Annotated in this window: 21 protein-coding genes and 1 riboswitch; of the genes, 4 read left to right on the top strand and 17 right to left on the bottom strand. The window is 55.9% G+C overall.

Going from position 1 to position 21,040, the window contains the following annotated elements; translation table 11 throughout:
- Positions 1-100: 100 nt before the first annotated feature.
- A complete protein-coding gene (locus FPZ49_RS06630; RefSeq protein ID WP_144844779.1) occupies positions 101-883 on the top strand; it encodes a DODA-type extradiol aromatic ring-opening family dioxygenase in 783 nt (260 codons plus the stop codon).
- A gap of 61 nt (positions 884-944) precedes the next feature.
- On the opposite strand, the gene FPZ49_RS06625 is transcribed toward FPZ49_RS06630, so the two are convergent.
- The 4 genes from FPZ49_RS06625 to FPZ49_RS06610 all read right to left on the bottom strand — a co-directional run bounded on the left by FPZ49_RS06625 (position 945) and on the right by FPZ49_RS06610 (position 4,849).
- The gene (locus FPZ49_RS06625; protein ID WP_144844777.1) at positions 945-1,514 is read right to left on the bottom strand and encodes a TetR/AcrR family transcriptional regulator; all 570 of its coding nucleotides are present in this window, start codon (positions 1,512-1,514) and stop codon (positions 945-947) included.
- A complete protein-coding gene (locus FPZ49_RS06620; protein WP_144844775.1) occupies positions 1,492-2,232 on the bottom strand; it encodes an MBL fold metallo-hydrolase in 741 nt (246 codons plus the stop codon). Before FPZ49_RS06620 ends, FPZ49_RS06625 begins: the two co-directional genes overlap by 23 nt.
- Before the next feature lie 96 nt (positions 2,233-2,328).
- Positions 2,329-3,768 carry an NAD(P)/FAD-dependent oxidoreductase gene (locus FPZ49_RS06615; RefSeq protein ID WP_144844773.1) on the bottom strand — a complete coding sequence of 480 codons (1,440 nt, stop codon included), beginning with the start codon at positions 3,766-3,768 and terminating at the stop codon, positions 2,329-2,331.
- Between the two features lie 72 nt (positions 3,769-3,840).
- Positions 3,841-3,940, bottom strand: a riboswitch (purine riboswitch).
- Between the two features lie 147 nt (positions 3,941-4,087).
- Complete coding sequence (locus tag FPZ49_RS06610; RefSeq protein ID WP_186445653.1) at positions 4,088-4,849, bottom strand: YheC/YheD family protein; 762 nt, start codon at positions 4,847-4,849, stop codon at positions 4,088-4,090.
- Between the two features lie 194 nt (positions 4,850-5,043).
- Between FPZ49_RS06610 and FPZ49_RS06605 the strand changes: the two genes are divergently transcribed.
- Positions 5,044-6,207: a stalk domain-containing protein gene (locus FPZ49_RS06605; RefSeq protein ID WP_186445652.1), complete on the top strand. Its 1,164-nt coding sequence runs from the start codon at positions 5,044-5,046 to the stop codon at positions 6,205-6,207.
- Between the two features lie 174 nt (positions 6,208-6,381).
- Complete coding sequence (locus FPZ49_RS06600) at positions 6,382-6,858, top strand: hypothetical protein (protein WP_144844767.1); 477 nt, start codon at positions 6,382-6,384, stop codon at positions 6,856-6,858.
- Between the two features lie 91 nt (positions 6,859-6,949).
- Here FPZ49_RS06600 and FPZ49_RS06595 read toward each other — a convergent pair whose 3' ends face one another.
- The 9 genes from FPZ49_RS06595 to FPZ49_RS06560 all read right to left on the bottom strand — a co-directional run bounded on the left by FPZ49_RS06595 (position 6,950) and on the right by FPZ49_RS06560 (position 15,058).
- Positions 6,950-8,305 carry a dicarboxylate/amino acid:cation symporter gene (locus FPZ49_RS06595; RefSeq protein ID WP_144844953.1) on the bottom strand — a complete coding sequence of 452 codons (1,356 nt, stop codon included), beginning with the start codon at positions 8,303-8,305 and terminating at the stop codon, positions 6,950-6,952.
- A 184-nt stretch (positions 8,306-8,489) separates the two neighbouring features.
- Entirely contained in the window at positions 8,490-8,657 is a 168-nt protein-coding gene (locus FPZ49_RS35390) for a hypothetical protein (protein WP_186445651.1), read from the bottom strand.
- A gap of 5 nt (positions 8,658-8,662) precedes the next feature.
- Positions 8,663-8,959 (bottom strand): ferredoxin family protein, encoded by a 297-nt coding sequence (locus FPZ49_RS06590; protein WP_144844765.1) that lies wholly within the window; start codon positions 8,957-8,959, stop codon positions 8,663-8,665.
- Positions 8,960-10,255 carry an FAD-dependent oxidoreductase gene (locus tag FPZ49_RS06585; RefSeq protein WP_144844763.1) on the bottom strand — a complete coding sequence of 432 codons (1,296 nt, stop codon included), beginning with the start codon at positions 10,253-10,255 and terminating at the stop codon, positions 8,960-8,962.
- A complete protein-coding gene (locus FPZ49_RS06580) occupies positions 10,239-11,312 on the bottom strand; it encodes an electron transfer flavoprotein subunit alpha/FixB family protein (protein ID WP_144844761.1) in 1,074 nt (357 codons plus the stop codon). Before FPZ49_RS06580 ends, FPZ49_RS06585 begins: the two co-directional genes overlap by 17 nt.
- Positions 11,309-12,139 (bottom strand): electron transfer flavoprotein subunit beta/FixA family protein, encoded by an 831-nt coding sequence (locus FPZ49_RS06575; RefSeq protein ID WP_144844759.1) that lies wholly within the window; start codon positions 12,137-12,139, stop codon positions 11,309-11,311. The genes FPZ49_RS06580 and FPZ49_RS06575 overlap by 4 nt, the downstream gene beginning before the upstream one ends.
- 377 nt (positions 12,140-12,516) lie before the next feature.
- Positions 12,517-13,485, bottom strand: coding sequence for a quinone oxidoreductase family protein (locus tag FPZ49_RS06570; RefSeq protein WP_144844756.1), 969 nt, complete (start codon positions 13,483-13,485; stop codon positions 12,517-12,519).
- 228 nt (positions 13,486-13,713) lie between these two features.
- The gene (locus tag FPZ49_RS35385; protein WP_315899163.1) at positions 13,714-14,151 is read right to left on the bottom strand and encodes a c-type cytochrome; all 438 of its coding nucleotides are present in this window, start codon (positions 14,149-14,151) and stop codon (positions 13,714-13,716) included.
- 373 nt (positions 14,152-14,524) lie between these two features.
- Complete coding sequence (locus tag FPZ49_RS06560; protein WP_144844754.1) at positions 14,525-15,058, bottom strand: YceI family protein; 534 nt, start codon at positions 15,056-15,058, stop codon at positions 14,525-14,527.
- Positions 15,059-15,255: 197 nt separating this feature from the next.
- Here FPZ49_RS06560 and trpB point away from each other — a divergent pair, with 197 nt between their 5' ends.
- Positions 15,256-16,419 carry a tryptophan synthase subunit beta gene (gene trpB, locus FPZ49_RS06555; RefSeq protein WP_144844752.1) on the top strand — a complete coding sequence of 388 codons (1,164 nt, stop codon included), beginning with the start codon at positions 15,256-15,258 and terminating at the stop codon, positions 16,417-16,419.
- A 120-nt stretch (positions 16,420-16,539) separates the two neighbouring features.
- Here the strand turns inward: trpB and FPZ49_RS06550 are convergent, their stop codons facing one another.
- The 4 genes from FPZ49_RS06550 to FPZ49_RS06535 all read right to left on the bottom strand — a co-directional run bounded on the left by FPZ49_RS06550 (position 16,540) and on the right by FPZ49_RS06535 (position 20,969).
- Positions 16,540-18,123, bottom strand: coding sequence for a sensor domain-containing diguanylate cyclase (locus FPZ49_RS06550; protein WP_144844750.1), 1,584 nt, complete (start codon positions 18,121-18,123; stop codon positions 16,540-16,542).
- Positions 18,124-18,538: 415 nt separating this feature from the next.
- Positions 18,539-18,736, bottom strand: coding sequence for a twin-arginine translocase TatA/TatE family subunit (locus FPZ49_RS06545; protein ID WP_144844748.1), 198 nt, complete (start codon positions 18,734-18,736; stop codon positions 18,539-18,541).
- A 30-nt stretch (positions 18,737-18,766) separates the two neighbouring features.
- Entirely contained in the window at positions 18,767-19,327 is a 561-nt protein-coding gene (locus FPZ49_RS06540) for a RidA family protein (RefSeq protein WP_144844746.1), read from the bottom strand.
- 31 nt (positions 19,328-19,358) lie between these two features.
- Positions 19,359-20,969, bottom strand: coding sequence for a flavin monoamine oxidase family protein (locus FPZ49_RS06535; RefSeq protein ID WP_222429879.1), 1,611 nt, complete (start codon positions 20,967-20,969; stop codon positions 19,359-19,361).
- Positions 20,970-21,040 lie beyond the last annotated feature (71 nt).

Here is a 21,040-nt window from a genome sequence, read left to right as displayed (position 1 = left end):
ATAAATTATAATTAGTAATATACTTACTTTATTAAAGTAATTATTGAGCGATAGATCGACTACATGCGACCATTGACCAATTATTTTAGGGGGTTACAAGATGGCATCTTCCTTTTTCATCGCCCATGGCAGTCCAATGCTGGCGATTCAGCACAACACTTACACCGAAGACATGCGCAAGCTGGGCGAGAGGCTTGGCAAGCCCGAGGCGGTTGTCGTGTTTTCGGCTCACTGGGTCAGCGCTACTCAATCGGTGACGTACACCGACGGCACGCTGGAGACGATCTACGATTTCCGCGGCTTTCCTCAAGAGCTGTTCGAGGTCGTATACCCGGCCCAAGGCTCGGTAGCGATCGCCAAGGACATTCTGTCTGCGTTTCAAGCGCACGGCAACGGTATCGATGTACAGGTCAGCCAAACGCGCGGCCTGGATCACGGAGCCTGGGTCATTCTGCGCCATATGTTCCCGAACGCGGACGTTCCGGTCATTAACCTGTCCGTGAACCCGATGCTGCCGCCGGAGAAGCAGTACGAGATCGGTAAAGCTATAGCTTCGCTGAAAGACCGCAATATCGTCATCATCGGCAGTGGCTCAACCGTACACAATTTCCGCCGCATGAACTTTCATGCGGAGAATCAAGCCGATCCGTGGGCGAAGGAATTCGACGACTGGCTGATTGCGCGTATGGGCGAATGGGATACGGCCGCGCTGTTCGATTATAAGCGTCTGGCTCCCTATGCCGCCGAGGCTACGCCGGACTATGAGCACTTTGCGCCGCTCTACCTCGCGATGGGGACCGGGCACCACGCCAAAAAAGCCGCAGTGCAGCATCAAAGCTACATGTACGGCTCTCTTAGTCATTTGATTATTGAATTTGCCTAAATGTTTACGCCCTATGCCGTTCTCTCAGGGAATGGGATAGGGCGCTGTCGTTATTCCTTCATTACGAACTCCGCAAGCCCTTCAAGTAGGTGGACAGCAGCCGATGAAAGCTCTCATCCCGATCGAGCGCCATGCGGAAGCCATACCTGCCCTCCAAGGTCGCAAAACCGTGAACGATACTGCGAAAGCCGCGCACCGTATGCAGCGCCGCCTCTGGCTCCAGCTGCAGGGCTTCCAGCATGCGCAGCATCAAGCTGACAATGGAGGTCGCGAGCTCCTGAAGCTCGGCATCGGTAGCCGCCATATCATTCGCGATCAACGTAGCTTCATACAAGCCGGGGTGCCGGCGTACAAAAGCCAAGTATGCCAGGCCCGCGGCCATTAAGGCGTCATCCCCGGACTTACCCACTACGCTTTCCTTCAGCGTCTCCTTCAGCTGCACCAAGCCATGAAGCGCCAGCGCTCTGCGCAGACCTGGCAGGCCCTTGATGTGATTGTACAGCGACGGCGTCTTGACGTTCAGCTTCTCCGCGAGCGCCGCCAGCGTGACCTGCTCGATCCCAACCTGATCCGCCAGCTCCACGGCCGCCAGCAGCACCGACTGCTTATCAAGCCCTTGTCTGTAGGCCATGCTTGTTCCTCTTTTCCATTGCTTTCTCCGCATCCCGAATCGCCTTCTCCAAGGCCTGCTGCGGCTGCGCCAGCATCGCGCCGTGTCCGACCGCCAGCAGCGACGGCTTCAGCTCCCTCAGCTTACGTGCGCTGACCAGCGCTGCGTCCGCGTCCCACGTTCCGAACGCAGGAAATGGAAACCAAGGGTTCACGACCCCGGCCACCGCTATGCCGCCCCGGGTTTGAAGGGCATCGCCAGCGATCAGCGCCCCGCTCCGTTCGTCATAGAAGGCCATATGTCCCGGCGTATGCCCCGGCACGGCGATGGCCCGCAGCGAGCCCACCATATCCCCTTCGCTCAGCAGTACATCCGCCCGCGTCTGCAGTGTCTTCGGAACCCCGCCTTTGATCGGCGTATTCCGTTCGCCCGGCTCCAGGCCCACATCCCCTTGCAGCAGCCGGTGATCCCGGCGGGAAATGAGCACCTGAGCGTTCGGCAGCGCCTGCTTGAGCGCGTCTAAGGCCCCTACGTGATCCCCGTGGGCGTGCGTCAGCACAATACGCGTGATCGGCTTGCCGATCCGTGCTCCAGCCTCAAGGATGCCCTTAGCACTGTAAGGCAAAGCCGCATCGATGAGCGTAAGCTCCTTCTCTTCCTCGACCAAATAACAATTCACAGGAAACAATCGGGGCAAAAACGTCAGCTGATAAACGGATCCGGCTTGTCGAGCACGCATAAAAAACAGCCTCCTCAAATTAAAAACTAATGTTATTAGCATTATAACTAATATCATTAGTTTATGCAATAGAGGAGACTGCCTATTTTACATTATTTACCCGTTCAAGCGATCTACAATGCTTCTGGCAATCCAGACGCCGGCCGCACCCGCTTGCGCCAAGCCGCGCGTCACGCCCGCGCCGTCGCCGCCGCAGTAAAGCCCCTTGATCTCCGTTTCGAGCTGCTCGCTCAGCTTCGGACGGGCCGAGTAGAACTTCGCCTCTACCCCGTAGAACAGCGTGTGCTCCGAGGCAATCCCCGGCGTCACCTTATCGAGCGCCTCGACCATCTCGATTAAGCTCTTCATTGTATTGTACGGCAGCACCAGCCCCAGATCGCCCGGCACCGCTTCCTTCAGGGTCGGCTCCAGGAAGCCTTCCTTGATCCGCGCTTCGGTGGAGCGTCTGCCGCGGATAATGTCCCCGTACTTCTGTACGATGACCCCGCCGCTGGACAGGTCGTTCGCCCGCTCGCAAATTTCCCGTGCATACTCGTTCGGCTTATCGAACGGCTCCGTGAACCGGTGCGACACGAGCAGCGCGAAGTTGGTGTTCGTCGAGCCTAGCGCCGGATCCTTGTAGGCATGGCCGTTCGCCGCCATGACGCCGCTGTGGTTCTCGACTACAACGTGCCCGGAAGGGTTGCTGCAGAACGTGCGCACCCGCGTTCCGACCGACGTGTTGAATACAAACTTGCCTTCATACAAATGCTCGTTGATCTCGCGCATGACGACATCGGACGTCTCCACCCGTACGCCGACATCCACTTGGTTGTTGTACATCTTCAGGCGGCGCTTGCGCAGCACGTCCGTCAGCCAAGCCGAGCCGTCCCGGCCGGGAGCGACGATCACATCGCCCGCCTCGATTTCCTCTCCGCTGCGAAGTACGATTCCTTTGACCTGGTGACCGCTCGCTGTTTTGACGGTCAAGAGATCCGCCACTTCCGTCTTGAACTGCATATCGATGCGCTCCTTCAGGTAGGAATTGATCGATTTGAGAATCTCCAGGTTTTGCTCGGTCCCGAGGTGCCGCACCTGCGCCCGCAGCAGCTTGAGACCCGCGGCATACGCCCGCTGCTCGATCGAGCGCACCACCGGTGTCGTCGGGTCAGTTACAAAGTCGGTCGCCCCATGCTCTAGGTTGATGCTATCGACATAGCGGATCAGATCGAGCACCTTGGACGGCGCCAAATAATCGGTCAGCCAGCCGCCGAACTCCGTCGTGATGTTGAACTTGCCGTCGCTGTAAGCGCCTGCTCCCCCGAAGCCTGCGGTAATGGAACAGGCGGGCAGACAGCCTGCAAATTCCTTCTTGCCGGCCGGAGGCGGACAGAGCTTGATCTTTTCCTCCAGGATCGGACATCTACGGCTATCGATATCATGCCCTTTATCTACTAACAGCACCTTCAAATGAGGCGCCTTCAAAGTCAATTCATAAGCGGCAAAAATGCCTGCCGGTCCTGCTCCTACAATAATCACATCATAACGCTGGTTCATGTTCATACAGCCTCCCGGATTGTGAATTGCCGAAATCTAAGCACAAAAAAATCCCCGACTCCATCTGGGTGCAATAAATCCACACCCATTCGTAGTCAGGAATTCTCGGTTCCTTGTAGAGACCCCCAACCCGTATTGCCAGGGATATACGAACAGTAGTTATGAGCATCAGTTGTTAGTGGAGCCATGAGAATCATAATCCGGTTTTGGAATAATGTCAACGTTTTTATCAGTTTTGTTCGTTATTTTTTTAATTTTTAGATTGTATTTTTAAAATTTTGCGACACATTGCGTCAAAACACGAACATTCACTCGGGACTTATTTCTTACGGAATCGCCCATGATATCGGGTTAAATCGATGATGCGGCGGAACACCGCCGGCTTGCCCAGCTTGAGAAAAATAAACGGATCCGGTCTGAAATTCACTTCGAAAATCCACGGCCGCAGCTTTCGGTCCACCCCGACGTCCACGCCGGCCTCTTTTAACCGCGGATAGCCCTGCTGCATATGCAGGGCCGTCCTCACCCCTAAAGCGGCAATCCGTCTGGCAAACCGCGTCATCCGTGCACCTCTCAGGTAAGGTCTCATGAGCCTCTCGAGCGGCAGTGGAGTTCCCCCGCTGTGATAGTTGGTCACGATCCGCTTCGGATGCGCCAGCCGCCCGATCGTCCCCGTGTGCGTCCATCGTCCGCTTCGATTGAGCTGCACCATGATGCGGATGTCAAACGGCCGCTTCCGATACGTCAGCATTCGGATGCCCCGCTGAACGACGTACGACCTGCCTCGAAAGGCGTGCCGCAGCGCAGCATAAAAGGCCGGATACGTAGTGAACTGACGCTCCATCGTACCCAGCTTGAAGCGATACTTCATTTTCCCCGACCGGGTCAATCGTTCCGCCTTCATCACCCCATGCCCGCCAGTGCCCACGTTCGGCTTCACATATACCATGCGATAGCGTTCCAGCATCCGCTGCACCTGCTTGGCCGTTGCCATATGCGTCTCCGGATAGTGCTTCCTGAGGGCTACGTTCGAGATGAGGTGCTTCGTGTTGCCCAGCTTCGTATTCGGATATTTCCCCACGACCAATCCCCCTCCTTTCATTACGGTTAGGTGGTTGCACAGTCATTTCCTAATCATGCTATGAACGGGGGCTTGCCCGTGGCACGGCTACCGGACAAATGCAACTGTTACCATTTTGTAACCCTCTGTTGGCCAGAGTACGCTACTATAAGGACATAAGCACGACGAACCCTGAGAAATGAGGCCGAATGATTATGAACAATAAAATCAAGTTAATGAGGCTGAGCCTAGCCGGAAGCCTGCTGCTGGCCGGCCTGCCGCTCTCCTCCGCTTATGCGGCAACGGCAACGGCAACGCCATCCGCTCCGGTGAACGCGGTGCCGATCTCCATCAAGCTGACGGATGCATCGTCCGTGACTGTCACGACGAAGGAAATCAAGGATTCGAAGACGAATTTGAAGGTGAATCTTCAAATTCCGGTCATTCAAGGTCTGAAGGACCAGCCCTACGCCGATCAGGTGAATGACACCATCGAACGCAATGCGATGAAGGATGTCGACGCTTGGACGAAGGAGGCTGATGACGCAGCAGCGAAAGCGAAGGCCGCAGGCTTCGATTTGAGGCCTTTTGAGCTGACCATCACGTACAAGGTGACCAAAGGAAAAGACGCTGCTGGAACGGAGGTGCTCTCCCTGGTGGTGACGTCTTGCACCGCAACCGGAGGAACGGGCATGCCGCGACTGTCGTTTTACAATATCGTCAACGGAGAGCAGGCTTCGCCGTTCGAGCTGAGCAGCTTGTTCGGCGACAACTACAAAGAGCTGATCAACAAGCAGATTGCGGCTCAAATCGCCGAGCAGCCGGACAAGTATTTTAAAGACGCGTTCAAAGGCATCTCCGACACGCAAGGCTTCTACATCGACAACAACGAGGCGGTCATCGTCTTTGACAAATACTCCATTGCCCCGGGCGTCAGCGGGACTCCAGAGTTCCGTATCGCTCTGCCACAGCTGTCCGCTCAGGCTCCAGCCGCTCCAGCATCGCTGAACAAGTCCGCCGTCCTCGTGAACGGAACGAGTGTAGCCCTGGATGACGCACCCGTGTTCGTAAACGACAAGGGAATCACGATGATTCCGCTGCGGCTCGTGTCCGAAGCGCTGGGCTACAAGCTGACGTGGAACGGGGACACTCGTTCTGTCGAGCTGACACAGGGCGCTGAGTGGACCTCCGTGCAAGAAGGCAAGGACCGCTACACGTTCGCCAAGGTGGCTCCATTCGAGCTAGGCGCCGCTCCGCTCATTCAAGCCGACAAAATGTATGTCCCGCTCGATTTTGTCACCAAAGTGCTGAAAGCCGACATGAAGATCGATGCGCAAGGCATGATCACGATCTCCACCAAAGCTGCTCCACAAAAATAGCTGCATAAAGCCTGCACCTTAAGTCAATTAAGGTTCGGGCTTTTTTTACATCTAATATGGTGTACAATGGAAGCAATGTCCGAAAGGAAAGTTTAAACTCGGCGGCAGGTTGGAAAAACTAGATCGGTAGAAGGGTCGCCCGCTTGAGGCGGCTGCTGGAGAGGATTGAAATTCATGCTGACATTCGAACAAAAGCTGGCGGTCATCGCCAAATTCCCGGAGCTGGAACGGAAGGATGTTTCGCTGGGACGGGTTAATTTCCACTATGAGCAAAGCGCTTACGATAAGAAGACGGTCGTGTATCATCTGCATCCGAACGGCAACGGCTTCGTCTACGCCGGGCATCTGCAAGGCTACGAGACAGACGACAAGGGCCTGGTCAATGTCCGCGACTACTCGGCCGACGACCTGCACAAGCTCGTAGAGGCTTCCATTCGTTCCTTGGCACCCAAGACGGCGGCAGAACAAGCCGTCAGCGGCGATGCCAACGAGGAAGAGCGCTGGATGGGGCCGAACGGGCAGACGCTGCTGCTGATCCGAGAGGATGACGAGCTGTGGTACGTGTATGCTGGCCTGAACCTGGAGTCCGCCTTCGAAACGTACGAGGAAGCGGTGGAGTACCTGGTGGAGGAAGGCTTTTCGCGCCCATAAACCATAACCCGCAGCCCCCACAAAACAAAGAACAGCCGGACAAGGATCGCTCCTTGCTCGACTGTTCTTTTTTTACTCTATGCAGGCTTGCTTACGCCATGTTCAATTCCATTTGGTCTTCTTCATCGCGGTTGAACGACTCGCGGTCGAACTCGCCTTCGGAGTTGGCTACTACCAGCGAAACGACGGTAGTACCTGTTGCGTTAACCGCTGTACGTCCCATATCTACAACTGCGTCGATCGCAAGTACCAGACCCAAGCCTTCAATCGGCAAGCCAAGCGCTGTCAGTACAACCGTTGTAGAGATCGAAGCCGGACCCGGTACGCCAGCCACCCCAATGGAGGAGATCATGCTGACGAGGACAATCAAGATGTATTCGGAAATACCCATCGGAATGTTGTACACGCGAGCGACGAAGATCGCAACTACAGCAGGCCATACGCCGCCGCAGCCGTTCATGTTCATCGTCGAGCCCAGCGGTGCGATAAAGCTAGCGATTCTTGGGGAAACGCGCAGGCGCTTCGTGATGACTTCCAGGTTCACCGGCAGTGTAACGTAGCTGCTTCGAGTAGTGAAGGCAACTGCGATCGTCGGATACGCTTTACGGAAAAACTTGATCGGGTTGACCTTGGCCACAAAGCTCACCAAGCCGCCGAAGGTAATAATAAAGTGAAGAATCAACGCCACGTATGTAGCTGCAACGACTTTCATCAATGGCATCAACGTTTCCAAGCCGTACTTCGCCGCCATCGTGCCGATCAACGCAAACACCCCGTACGGAGTCAAGCGGATGATGTACTTAGCCACTTGATGCATTACCTGTGCGAACGACTCGATGAACGCCTTCACCGGTCCGATCACTTCAGGCTTCTTGGAGCCCACGTGAACCATCGCAATCCCTACAAAGATCGAGAAAATCAAGACCGGAACGACTTTGGCATTCGCCATATCGCTGACCGGGTTCGTAGGCATTAAGTCCAAAATAACTTGGGAGAACGTCGGAATGTCCCGCGGCTTGAAGCTCTTCGGAATTTCCTGCGCAATGCCTGATCCTGGATCAAAGGCAAGCGCTACGATGAGACCGATAATTGCGGCAATCCCTGTGGTAACCAGGAACCAAACAAGCGTCTTAACACCGATTTTCCGCAAATGGCCTAAACTTGAAATCGATGTAATACTGTTGATGACAAGCACGACTACGAGCGGAATAACGAGCATTTTGACCAGATTGACGTAGATCGTTCCGATCGTGCTGACGCTGGTGGCATCGATTTTCGTTTTGTTGAAAATGATCCCCGCCACAAGACCAAGTCCCAGTGCGAGAAGCACCCGGGAGCCGAAGCCAACCCGCTTTCTAGCTAGGAAATACAAGAAACCAATGATGACGATGGAGACGAGCAAACTGACCCAGTTCGTCGAAATTGCAGTTAACAGGTTATTCTTCACGTAATTCATCCCCTTTATACCCCACCAGTTTAGTAGGTATTATGTTAATGAGAATACTACTGCCGTTTCACAAATCTGTCAATCTTTTTTTTGCTAGAAAAATGGTATATTTTCGAGCCGATTCTCCTTTTTCCGACTAACGCAACAAAGCCGCCTGAATCGGCAGCTTCGCGCGTAATGTCGTCTATTTAAAATGGTTGTTCAGCAGCCGTTCCGGCACCAACAGCTCCGCCCGCTCCCAGCTCGTAAAATGATCCTCCCAAATGACGCAGCACAGGTTCTCCTTGACCTCCATGACGGTTCCCCTGACCCCATCGAGCAGGAACACGACACAATCCCCGACCTTCACCATACGGATCACCCCAATCTAAAGACGATTCCGTGACCACCTTTCGGGTACTCCCACTTAATGTTCTCATGAGGACAGCCGATGCGGCAGCTGCCGCATTCATGACAGCCCTCGTAGCCGACGTGCATCCGGATCTCCTCCCATTTGTAGACCTCGGCCGGGCAAAAGATCGTGCACAGCTTATCGGGACACTTCGTCATGCACGTATCCGCGCTGAGCACATGCAGATGCGACTCCGTCGCCGCATTAAATCGAAGCAGGTACTGCTTTTCCTCGATTGACTTGCCTTTGGCCTGCTCGCTCATTTACTTCATCACCTTCCATGCCCGATACACGTCTCGAGCGATTTTCAGCTTTTCCTTCACCGTCCCGATGTCGTTCCAAATTTTCTTCTGCTTCTCCCATTTGGACCTGCCGTCCACCGTGAACATCTGGCTCGCTGCGCGGTTCATCATCGGAATGTATTGATCGAAGTATTGCGGGAACTTGTCAAAATGGTGCGTCGAATCCTTGTACTTCTTCAGATCCTGCCCGACGAAGCTGTCCATCAGCCGCTGGCGGTACCCGCTTAAGCCCCGCTCCGAGAAGTCGCCGTTCTGCCGCGCCTCGACAATCGTCTCGGCAGCCAACCGCCCGGAGGTCATCGCCATGTTGGAGCCCTCGCGGTGAATCGCATTGACCATCTGCGCCGCGTCGCCGACCACCAATACGCCGTCGCCGACCACCTTCGGCATCGAATTGTAACCGCCTTCGGGAATGAGGTGGGCGAGGTATTCCTGCTGCTCGCTGCCCTGGATGTACGGGCGGATCATCGGATGATTTTTTACATATTCGAGCAGCTCGTAGGGTTTAATCTTATGCTTGATGAGTCCGGATAATAACGTGCCGACGCCGATGCTGAGCGTATCTTTGTTGGTGTACAGGAAGCCCGTGCCGAGGATCCCCTTCGTCGCGTCGCCGAACAGCTCAATCGTACAGCCCTGGTCCTCCTCCAGGTTGAACCGGTCTTCGATGACCTTGCGGTCCAGCTTCAGGATCTCCATTGTCGCCAGCGCCACCTCGTCCGGCCGGAATTCCTTGTGGAAGCCGAGCGACTTGGCAAGCAGCGAGTTCACCCCATCTGCCAGCACGACGACGTCCGCATACAGCTCCCCATCCGGGCGATCCGTGCGCACGCCGACGACCTTCCCGTCCCGCACGATACATTCGAGCACGACCGTTTCGTTGACCAGCAGCGCCCCTTTTTCGACGGCCTTCTGGGCAAACCATTGGTCGAACTTGGCGCGCAGCACCGTAAAGTTGTTGTACGGCGGCTTGGCCCACTCCAGCCCCTTGTACCCGAACGTCAGCGCGGATTCCTTATCGAGCATCATGAATCGCTGCTCCACGATGGGGCGCTCCACAGGGGCCTCCTTGTAAAATTCAGGGACGATCTCCTCCATCATGCTCCGGTACAGCACGCCGCCCATGACGTTCTTGGAGCCGGGGTATTCCCCCCGCTCCAGCAGCAGCACATTCACGCCGGCTTTGGCCAGCTCGTGTGCGCAGGCGATCCCTGCAGGCCCTGCTCCTACGACGATGACATCAAACCGATCGGACATGCCCTTCTTCCTTTCTGCTCAGCGCCTTATTCCATGCTTCAATGAGTGCCGGTACAATCTCGAACGCATCGCCGACGATGCCGTAATGACAAGCTTGGAAAATCGGCGCCGCCGGGTCCTTGTTGATCGCGATAATCAGCCCCGAGTTCTGCATGCCGACCAAATGCTGAATAGCCCCTGAAATCCCGATGGCAAAATAAATTTTCGGCGTCACCGTCACTCCGGTTTGGCCGACCTGATGGTGGTGCCCGATCCAGCCCGCCTCCACCACATCTCGGCTCGCACCTACGGCGGCGCCGAGGGTATCGGCTAGCTGATGGATGAGCTGGAAGCCTGCGGGACTGCCGAGCCCCTTGCCTCCGGCCACAATAATGTCTGCTTCGTCGATGCGCGCCCGCTTGATCGTCTCCCGGACGATCTCCAGCACCTTCGTGCGCACGTCCTCCTCGCGGAGAGGAATGCTCTCGGCGATCACCGTGCCGGTGCGCCCCGGCTCCGGGATCAGCGCCTTCATCACCTTCGGGCGGACCGTGGCCATCTGCGGGCGATACTTCTTGCAGAGGATCGTCGCCATGATGTTCCCCCCGAAGGCCGGACGGCTCGCCAGCAGCAGGCCCGTGTCCTCTTCGACATCGAGGATCGTCGTATCCGCCGTGAGACCCGTCGGCAGATCCGTCGCCACCGCGCTGGCCAAATCCTTGCCCGTCGACGTCGCGCCGTAGAGGATGATCTCCGGCTTATACTTCTCCGTGCAGGCGAGGAGCGCCCGCATGAACGTCTCCGTGCGGTAATGTTTGAAGATCGGGTCGTCGTACACATACAGCGTATCCGCACCGTACTCGAACACCGTGCCGGCCAGCTGCTTCACCTGGCTGCCGATCAGGACGCCCGCAAGCTCGGTTTTCCGCTTCTCGGCGAGCCGCTTGCCCGCTCCCAGCAGCTCCAAAGACACGGGAGCTACCTTCCCGTCCTTGTTGACCTCGATGAACACCCAGACGCCGCGGTAATCCTCGAACAGATTTTTCTCGTTCTTCTCCGGTTTCTCCCCCGGGCTCATAGACTGTCACCCCTAGCTTGGAACAATTCTTGTTTCTCGAGCAAAAGGCCGATTAGCCGCTCCACCTGCTCCTTCGTGCCGCCGCCCACCATCTCTCCGCCTTGCGGCTTCTGCGGCGCCCAGACGGAGGAAACGATCGTCGGCGAGCCCTTGAGGCCCAGCTGGGTGCGGTCCACATCCTCCAGGTCGTTTACCGACCAAATATGGGGATTGTACCGCGCCGCCCGGATCATGTTCGGCATCGTCGAATACGGCACCTCATTGATTTCCTTCTCTACGGACATGAGACAGGGTACTGTGGAGCGAATCACCTCGTAGCCATCCTCCAGCTTGCGATGCACCGTGACGTGTCCTTCCTCCTTGTTCACCTCGACGATTTTCTTAACAGAGGTGAGCGGCGGGATATCGAGCCGTCTGGCGATCCCCGGACCGACTTGACCGGTGTCGCCGTCGATCGTCATTTTCCCGCATATGATCAGGTCGATCGGCATGATGAGCGCAATCTTGTTCAGCGCCTTGTAGAGCGCGTAGCTGGTCGCCAGCGTATCCGCGCCGGCAAACGCCCGGTCCGAGATCATGTACCCCTCGTCAGCGCCGATTTCAATGCATTTGCGGATCGCCTTGACCGCCGGCGGAGGCCCCATCGTCAGGACGGATACCGTGCCGCCGTACCGCTGTTTGAGCCGGACGGCTTCCTCGACCGCATGCGCGTCGTAGGGGTTCAAAATCGCCGGGGCGCTGGCCCTGTCCATCGTGTTCGTTTTCGGATTCATCTTGATGATCTTCGTATCCGGCACCTGCTTGATACAAGCTACGATATGAAGCAAACCACTGCACCTCCGTTTTCAGCTCGAGCAAGCTCCTTGGCCGCCAAGGTCGGCTGACGCACTCGGGGCCCGCTCGCATTGTTGTCTCTATGACCTATATATATCGAGCTTATCCATGTAAAATGACTCCCGCGGCGAAATACACAAAGATCAGTGCAGGCAAATAAATCTAAGGCGGTCTCGCCGCTTTAAATCTGGCAAAAGCAGCTGCATCCACTCGATAAAGCGGCCGCTGCCGTAGATGGAGAAATCGTGCTCATACCAGCAAAATAAAGCGGTTATGCCGCGCTAGCATGCACCTGATGGCCTGATCCACATAAAAAGGCGCTGGTCCCGAGATCAATCTCGGATCAGCGCCTCAGTGGCTTGTTGCTAAGCTATGGGATCAAAATGATTTTGCCTGTGCTGGCGCGGCTCTCCAGCAAGCGATGGGCGTCCGCGCCGTCCCGCAGCGCAAAGCGCCTTGGCTCCTCCAGCTTCACCGCGCCCTCACGGATCCAGTCGAACAGCGCCGCCGCGCGGCTCCGGCGTTCCTCCCGGGTCGTGACGTGGTTCCACAGGTCGCCGCCGGTGAGCGTCTTGGACGTGTCCATCAGCATGCGCGGATCAACCGGTGCCGGATCGGCGCCGGCCATGCCGAAGAAGACGACCGTTCCGCGCGTGCGCACCGCCTGGAAACTGTCCATCAGCGTCGCGCCCACCGAGTCATACGCGGCATCCACGCCGGCCCCATCCCGCGACCAAGCAACGGCGGCGGTCGGCCAATCGATGCCGTACAGCAGCACCTCGTCCGCCCCTGCGCGCCGTGCCGCTTCCCGCTTTGCCTCCGAGGACGTGAGCCCGAGCACCCGCGCTCCGCGCAGCTTGCACAGCTGGACCAGCAGCTGCCCCACACCGCCCGCCGCCGCGTGCACCAAGATGTCGTCCCCTGCCTTCACCGGGTAGCTGTCGAACACCAGGTAATGCGCCGTCAGCCCTTGCAGCAGAAGGCCGGCAGCCGTCTCAAACGCGGTATCGTCCGGCAGCGGAATCGCCCGATCCGCCGGTACGATTGCCAGCTCCGCGTTTGAATGCGGTACGTCAGCGAAGGCGATCCGGTCGCCGGGCTTCAGCTCGGTCACATCGTCCGCCACCCGCTCGACCACGCCCGCGCCTTCATAGCCTAAAATGTACGGAGGCTGGCCCGCTAAGTGGTAGTTGCCTTTTCTCCGATAAATATCTGCATAGTTGAGGCCGATCGCTTTCACACGCACCAGCACTGTTCCCGGCTTCAGCTCCGGGTCCGGCAGCTCCCTGAGCTGCAGCACTTCTGGTCCCCCAAAATGATCGAACACCAATGCTTTCATCCTTTTCCCTTCCTTTCACTGCCTTCCATTTGTGTATTTAGGGGTCGAAAAGCCTTAAGAATCACGCATTTTCGAGCGGCATTATTGTCGCTTCCGTCTGCATCCCGTCGAAAAAGTGCTTCACGTGGAACAATTTGACGACGAGTCGCGATACGAAAGCTCGCCCTGACATATTGAAAAAAAGAGCGCTCCCGCCTACGCAGACTGGGACGCTCTCGATACATAAGCTTATTTTTTTGCAGCCAGCCAATCCGCAACGGCCGTTACTTCCTCTGGCTTCAGCTTGCCCTTGAATCCTGGCATCCCGTTGCCGCCGTTGTTGATTTGGTTCGCAATTTGATCCTTGCTGAGCTTGGCGCCAACCTTCTGCAAGTTTTTGTTGGCTGCTCCTCTGCCGTCCAGTGTATCCCCGTGACAGGAAATACAGTTCGCCTTCACGATCGACTCCGCGTTCACGGTTGTCGTTGTTCCTCCGGCCGCTGGCGGTGGTGCCGATGCCGCCGGGGTCGGCGTGGCTGCTGGCGTTGACGCCGGTGCAGGTGTCGCTGCCGGGGTCGGCGTGGCCGTTCCGCCCGCTTGGTTATTTGTCTTGCTTCCGCATGCGGTGACCGCCATCATCGATGCCACGATAGCCGCTAGTATGGCATAACGCCACTCTGTACGCATCCTTTCATCCCTCAATCCATCCGTATTTGGGGTCATCGGGCTACTCTAAGCTGTAAGGATAACAGACTTATCTTACCCTACTGTCCTGCCCAGGAACAAATTTTGCTAGATTGATCCGCTCTTATCGTTCCCTCGCTGGAAAAAGTTCATGCACCCAAATTGGGCGATTTCCAATGCTCCAGATTTGGGATGTTCCGGGCAGACAGTCTGGTCGAAAACTTCGGAAATAGAGACTCCTCCACCAGCTCGGCTTAAGGAACATGCCTCGGCTGTGCAGGCGCGAGCATGTCCACCGTCGCCGGACAATAAAAAAAGAGACGCCCCGCGTGCTCGCTCGGGCATCTCTTCTCTTTCTCTACTGCCAGCATAAGGCTTAAGCTTGCTTCGATGCTTCAATCTCGATGGAAACCTTCACTTCGTCCCCGATCAGCACGCCGCCTGTTTCAAGCGCTGCGTTGTAAGTCAGGCCGTAATCGCTCCGCTTAATCGCGCCGGTTGCGCTGAAGCCGACCTTTTCGTTGCCCCAAGGATCCTTGCCTGCGCCTTCGAAGATGACCTCGAACGTCTCTTCGCGGGTTACGCCGCGAATGGTCAGGTTGCCCGTCACTTCATACTCGCCCTCACCGGATTTCACGAACCCGGTTGATTGGAACACCATCTTCGGATGCTGCTCTGCATCGAAGAAGTCTGCGGAACGAAGGTGGCCGTCACGATCGCCGTTACGGGTATCGATGCTGCTGAGATCCACGCTGACTTGCACGCTGGCGGTCGTCAGATCTGCCGGATCCGCTTCAATATTCGCTTCGAAGGTGTGGAACGTCCCCTTCACCTTCGCGATCATCATATGCCGAATCGAAAAATCAATACTGCTGTACGAAGCGTCCACCAACCATTTTGCTGCTGACATACCTTCATTCCTCCATTTACTCATCATTTATAAATGACTTATTTTTATTTAGTTACTTAAAACCAGTTTATGCCAGCTCCGCCTCGTATGTCAATAAGCCTCGAGAAAAATATTTTTTTGACAATATCCTCCCCATTTTTTATAGTAATCTATGAGTGACAGCGTTTACATTTTAGCAAAATGGAGGCGGTTGCATAATGAGTCAGGTAGAATTAAGAGAAGGTTACTTCGGGGAGTTCGGGGGCAGCTTTGTTCCGCCGGAATTGCAGGAGGTGCTTGATTATTTAAGCGCCCAGTTCAACAAATTCAAGGATGACCCCGAATTCAACGAAGAGTTCCGCTATTATTTGCGGGAGTATGTCGGGCGCGAGAATCCGCTGACCTATGCTGCGCAGTTAACAGATGCCTGGGGCGGAGCGAAGGTGTACTTGAAGCGCGAGGACTTGAACCACACCGGCGCACACAAAATCAACAACGTCATTGGCCAGATTCTGCTCGCCAAGCGGATGGGCGCTAAGCGGGTGATCGCCGAAACCGGCGCCGGACAGCATGGCGTTGCCACGGCTACCGCCTGCGCGATGTTCAATATGGACTGTGTCGTCTACATGGGTGCCGAAGATACCCGCCGCCAAGCGCTCAACGTGTTCCGCATGGAGCTGCTCGGCGCTACTGTCGTTCCCGTCGCCAAGGGGCAGGGCCGCCTGAAGGACGCGGTCGACGAAGCGCTGAACGATCTGGTCCAAAACTACCAGAACACCTTCTATCTGCTTGGCTCCGCTGTAGGGCCGCATCCATTCCCGACGATGGTCAAGCACTTTCAATCGGTCATCAGCGAGGAGTCGAAGCGTCAAATTCTGGAGAAAGAGGGCCGGCTGCCTGACGCGGTACTCGCTTGTGCCGGAGGCGGAAGCAATGCGATCGGCGCGTTTGCGCATTATATCGACGAGCCGTCCGTGCGGTTAATCGGCGTCGAGCCGGATCAGGCACCAACACTCACGCAAGGCGTGCCTAGTATCATTCACGGCTTCAAGTGCCTCGTGCTGCTGGACGAGCAGGGCAATCCGAAGCCGACCTACTCGATTGCCGCAGGGCTGGACTACCCGGGTATCGGGCCGGAGCACAGCCATCTGAGGGTGACAGGCCGGGCCGAATACGTCACCGTCAGCAACGAGGAAGTGCTCGCCGCCTTCCAAGAGCTGTCCCGCACCGAAGGCATCATCCCAGCGCTCGAAAGCGCGCACGCCGTCGCCCACGCCAAGAAGCTGGCGCCTACGATGAATAAGGATCAGATCATCATCATCAATCTGTCTGGACGCGGCGACAAGGACGTCGAGCAAGTATTCCATATGCTGAAGAAATAACCGCCCTGCCGCATACAAAAAAGCAGCTTTCGCCAACCCCGTTCGGGACTGACCCCTGTCTCACATACAGAGGTCAGTCCCATTGGCGTAAAAGCTGCTTTTTTCATGTCCTGTGATCCTCTATTGAATCGTTTGGGCAGCCTGGGCCAGCTCCACCCGATTTTTCCCCTGCCGCTTGGCCCGGTACAACGCCTCATCCGCCAGCCGGAACAGCTGCTCGGCCTCCTTCGCCGAATCCGGATATGCCGCGGCGCCTATGGACAGCGTCACCGGCTGGCCGATCGGGCTGTTCGTCTCCGCCATGAACTGGCGTATCGTTTCGGCATAGCGGCAAGCCGTTGCCAGTCCGGTGTCCGGCAGCAGAATGACGAATTCTTCGCCTCCGAAGCGGTAGCATACGCCTCCCTGTCCGACGTGCGCCAGCATCGCGCGGGATAAGAAGGTCAGCACCTCGTCCCCCTTTTCATGCCCGAACGTGTCATTCACCCGCTTGAAATTGTCCAGATCGAGAATCAGAAGGGCGAACGGAATCCGCTTCCGCATCCAATTGTCGATGTACAGTCCCATCGTCCGCCGGTTGTACAAGCCGGTCAGCGGGTCCGTCTGCGCCTCCTGCGAGAGGTGATCGAACTGGTGGCGCAAATGGCGGACCGCCATCCCAAACGCCTGATGAAGCGCATTCGCTTCAAAATTCCAGGTTTGGATGGCCGGCATTTCACCTTGCAAGCTTCGGCTTGAGGACAGCATGGAGGTGGCGTACTGCGCCAGCTTCGCCAGCGGCTCCGACATTTTGCCGATGAACCAATAAATGACCAGCAGCAAAGCGACAAGCATCGGCATGACGTACAGCACGAGGTGCTTTACCAGCTCTCGCGAGGCGGCCAGCACTACCGAGGTCGGCGTCTGCGATACGACCCCCCACCCTGTTTCCTTGATGATCGAATAGCTTGCCAAAAAATCGACACCCCGCGTGTTGACGAGACGCATCGTACCGCTCTTCCCCTGCATAACCTCGCTGACCACCGGATTTTGCGGGGCGTGCTCTCCAATGCGGTCGCTTATCGGATGATACAGCACGTTCCCGGCCGAGCTGACCACGTACACATAAGAGCCGTTCTCTCTGATGGTCTTATTGCCCAGCATCGTCTTCAACGCGTTATCCTCATGAAGCCGGATCGTCCCGCCGAAAGCGCCCAAGTAATTCCCATGCGCATCAAATAAAGGCTGGATAATCAGGACGACCAAATAATTGGTTGCGCTCATATAAGGCTCCGTAACAACCGGCCGCCGTACCTTCAGTGCATTCAATGCACCTTCCGTAGATACCTTGGTTCCCTTGAGGCCCAAGTTGCCAGGGGAAGTTTCCAGGAAGACGTTATCCTTATCGACCAGGATGATCGAATTAAAAGTCGAATGATTGAGCCGGAATTGCTCCAGCTGGTCGAACATATCGGGTCTGGTCAGGTCCTTGGCCAAATATTCGCCTGTCACCTGCAGGCTCGTTTTCATCGTGGCAAACAACCCGTCCGCCGTCTCCGCCATTTTGTCGGAATACATCTGGTTTAACTGAAACGTCATCCGAATCAGCGATTCTTTCTCGTTGCGATAGCCGATGAAGGCACAGATGCATAAGGTTGTCATGACGGAAACCACAACAAGAAAGCCGGCCATGGTTCTGAGCTTAAACCCCGCTTTCTTCCGCATAACGACACCCCTTTTTCTATATTTTTTGCTCTAATTCGACAACATTTTTCAATATCCTTTTGGGGGCGACAAATCTAACACATATCTAATACTTTTCAACGCTTAATACTTCGTTTCCATGGCGGCGTTGAGCATTTTAACCCTGACATTTTTGCACTGGAAAAACAGGATATTCATTCTGGCCGAACCAGTTCATCACCTACTCCGAGACAACACAACAATACCTCATCGTGTTATTATATTTAACATAGTAACTACATAATCGAGTATAACTTGTGTATCGAAACCTTCCATTAATATAACACAAAAGATCGCCATGCTTGCGCAAGGAAATTTAACCTTTCGCCCCCTCGTCCACACATCAAAAAGGACCCTGAGCAGCGGCTCAAGGTCCTTTTTTTCACGTTGTATTCCGTTAGCCGTGCGCCTTCTCAGCCTTCGGCGGCTCCGCTTCCTCTCGACTCTCCGAGACCAGCTCTCTGGCCGATGATTTAAATTCATGCAGCGTACGGCCGACCGCTCTGCCCAGCTCCGGCAGCTTGGACGGACCGAATAAAATTAAAATCACCACAAGGATCATGATAAGACCGGGAATACCGATATTTTGCAGCATGGACTGCCAGCCCCTTCCGTCGTAGAAATGTTAATCTTGCGTATGCTTCTTCGGATACACCGCAACCGCCTCGACCTCAATCAGCCAATCGGCGTTCACCAAGCTCGCCACGCCGACCGTTGAACGGGCTGTTTTCGTTGGATTGTCGACATTATTGAAATATTTCGCATAGGCCTCGTTCCACCCCGCGTAATCAAACTTGTTCTCCTTCGCGGCATCCGCGGTCAAATACGCGCGAAGATAAACGACATCCTTCATCGTAAGGCCTTTGTCTGCCAGCTGCTTCTCGATATTTTTTAGCACGCCCTCTGCCTGTGTCTTCGTGTCCCCGTAGCGCTCGTACACGGTTTTGCCCTCTTTATTCAAGAGCGGCGGCGTGGTTCCGCTGGTGAACAAATAAGCGAGGCCGGACGGTACAGCTACCCCGCTGGAGATCGCCGAGGTTGCGCTGCCGTAAAATTCAGCTTCATTGACCGGCTCAGCGGCATATTGATTCGGTTTATCCGGCTCATCGGCGGCATAGGCGCTGATCGATACGATGCCGGAGATGACGGCAAGCAGCAAAGCGGATTTGAGTTTATAAGTCCACATTAGCGATCATTCCCCTTCTCCAGTCAAGTGACTACTCTTTCATGACGCGTTCGTGAATTTCCGTGACTACTTTCCGGGCAGCGTCAATCGCCCCTGCTTGCCATGCGGTAATGTAGCTGATATGCTCCCCGGCCAAGTAGATGCGTCCATCCGGTTTGCAGAGCGTCGGATAATACGTTTTGCGGTCGTCCGCCGTATAGCTCACCCACCCGCCAAGGTTGTATTTGATTCGCTTCCAGTCGACGGAGAAGGAGGTTTCGAACTCCTTGTAGTATTGAGGGTGAATGCGGGAGCCAACGCTAAGCGCATACTTCTCGCGCTCTGCCAGGGTCATCGCACCGAGCCGATCGGCCGCTGCCCCGTTCGCATAATAGGCAAGCAGGACCCCCTTTTGAGAGTGGTATTTAGTAGGAGGGTAGTACAGCGAGCTGAGGTCAGTATTGGTCGTCGTGCTGCCGCCGTAGATTAGCTCGTCCTCCTCCCAGAAGCGACGCTTGAACTGAATCCCCATTTTTCCGGCGGAGGCGTATTTGACGTTCTCGATCGCCTTCTTCATCTCCGGGGAAAAATCGGCCGGGATATCCTTAAGCACTGGCAGCGGAATCGTGCATATGCAGTAATCGCCAGTAACCTCCCGCACCGCGCCTGTGTCCGTATTCAAATAGGTGATTCGAACCCCATTCGCATCCTGGCGAATCTCCTTCACCTCGGCGTGGAATACGATATTGTGCCCGACCCGCTTCTCGAACGCCTTCGCGATTTTATCCATCCCGCCGACCGGGTGGAACATCATCATTTGCTGATCGTAGGTATATTCGCTGCTAAAGAAGTTGCCGAAGCCGGAGTTGATAATGGATTTGAGGTCAAACGGATCCCGGACCACGCCCGCATCCAGCTTGCCTCCCGGCTCCTCTGTATACCCGCCTCGCGAAGAGCCCTTGTAGAACAAATCGGGACTCAGATCGCCCTCGCGCTTGAGGTAATCGACCAGCTTCGCCTTCTCCTCCGCAGTGAGCGGCAAGTCCAGCGCCCCCTGATTGACGGCTTTGGCAAGCATTTCGGACACATAGCCCTTTACATCGGCCTTGGCCGCGCGCTTTCGGACCTTTTGCCCGGATAAGGCACCCACATTCTCGCTGTAATAGTAGCCGCTTTCGTTGACATTGTTGAAGGGCTCCAGCTCGACGCCGAATTTGCGGCAGTACTCCAGCGTGGAGTGGAATTGGGGGATTCGCATCGGCCCGGCGTTTAGGTACATCCCGTCACCCTCATCGAACCGCGCGACCTGCTTGACGCCGCCTACTTCCGTCACCGTCGTCCCTCTCCGCACCGTCCAGTTTCGGCCGCCAGAGCGAGCCCGAGCCTCCAGGATCGTGCAGTCATATCCCGCTTCACCAAGCTCGTAGGCCGCGGTCATCCCGCCGATGCCGGCTCCAAGAATGATGATGCGCTTCCCCTTCCGGCCCGCATTCCCAAAATCGCCCTTGCTCGGAGGCGTGTACTCGGCTGCCTGGAGGGTTTGCGGCGACAGCAGGCCCATCGTGCCCATCACACTAAACAACGCTGCTGAACCCCCGATTTTCCCGACGGTTGTCAGGAACTGCCTTCGGGTCATTTCCTTGCTTGGTCCATTCATCTCCATTCGCGTCACTCCTTCGTCTACACAAGCTCTTGAATCTACGAACGAATATACCAAAGGAAAATGGATTTGAG

This window comes from Paenibacillus cremeus (genome assembly GCF_007786445.1).
Lineage (GTDB): Bacteria > Bacillota > Bacilli > Paenibacillales > NBRC-103111 > Paenibacillus_G > Paenibacillus_G cremeus.
The sequence above is the reverse complement of the archived record's forward strand: the minus strand, read 5'-3'. Positions and strand labels throughout refer to the sequence as shown.

Bases quoted from the DNA above. Each gene is read 5' to 3' on its own strand.
- FPZ49_RS06630 (WP_144844779.1), top strand. From the start codon at position 101: ATGGCATCTTCCTTTTTCATCGCCCATGGCAGTCCAATGCTGGCGATT.
- FPZ49_RS06625 (WP_144844777.1), bottom strand. From the start codon at position 1,514: ATGGCCTACAGACAAGGGCTTGATAAGCAGTCGGTGCTGCTGGCGGCC.
- FPZ49_RS06620 (WP_144844775.1), bottom strand. From the start codon at position 2,232: ATGCGTGCTCGACAAGCCGGATCCGTTTATCAGCTGACGTTTTTGCCC.
- FPZ49_RS06615 (WP_144844773.1), bottom strand. From the start codon at position 3,768: ATGAACCAGCGTTATGATGTGATTATTGTAGGAGCAGGACCGGCAGGC.
- FPZ49_RS06605 (WP_186445652.1), top strand. From the start codon at position 5,044: ATGAACAATAAAATCAAGTTAATGAGGCTGAGCCTAGCCGGAAGCCTG.
- FPZ49_RS06600 (WP_144844767.1), top strand. From the start codon at position 6,382: ATGCTGACATTCGAACAAAAGCTGGCGGTCATCGCCAAATTCCCGGAG.
- FPZ49_RS35390 (WP_186445651.1), bottom strand. From the start codon at position 8,657: ATGGTGAAGGTCGGGGATTGTGTCGTGTTCCTGCTCGATGGGGTCAGG.
- FPZ49_RS06590 (WP_144844765.1), bottom strand. From the start codon at position 8,959: ATGAGCGAGCAGGCCAAAGGCAAGTCAATCGAGGAAAAGCAGTACCTG.
- FPZ49_RS06585 (WP_144844763.1), bottom strand. From the start codon at position 10,255: ATGTCCGATCGGTTTGATGTCATCGTCGTAGGAGCAGGGCCTGCAGGG.
- FPZ49_RS06580 (WP_144844761.1), bottom strand. From the start codon at position 11,312: ATGAGCCCGGGGGAGAAACCGGAGAAGAACGAGAAAAATCTGTTCGAG.
- FPZ49_RS06570 (WP_144844756.1), bottom strand. From the start codon at position 13,485: ATGAAAGCATTGGTGTTCGATCATTTTGGGGGACCAGAAGTGCTGCAG.
- FPZ49_RS35385 (WP_315899163.1), bottom strand. From the start codon at position 14,151: ATGCGTACAGAGTGGCGTTATGCCATACTAGCGGCTATCGTGGCATCG.
- FPZ49_RS06560 (WP_144844754.1), bottom strand. From the start codon at position 15,058: ATGTCAGCAGCAAAATGGTTGGTGGACGCTTCGTACAGCAGTATTGAT.
- trpB (WP_144844752.1), top strand. From the start codon at position 15,256: ATGAGTCAGGTAGAATTAAGAGAAGGTTACTTCGGGGAGTTCGGGGGC.
- FPZ49_RS06550 (WP_144844750.1), bottom strand. From the start codon at position 18,123: ATGCGGAAGAAAGCGGGGTTTAAGCTCAGAACCATGGCCGGCTTTCTT.
- FPZ49_RS06545 (WP_144844748.1), bottom strand. From the start codon at position 18,736: ATGCTGCAAAATATCGGTATTCCCGGTCTTATCATGATCCTTGTGGTG.
- FPZ49_RS06540 (WP_144844746.1), bottom strand. From the start codon at position 19,327: ATGTGGACTTATAAACTCAAATCCGCTTTGCTGCTTGCCGTCATCTCC.
- FPZ49_RS06535 (WP_222429879.1), bottom strand. From the start codon at position 20,969: ATGGAGATGAATGGACCAAGCAAGGAAATGACCCGAAGGCAGTTCCTG.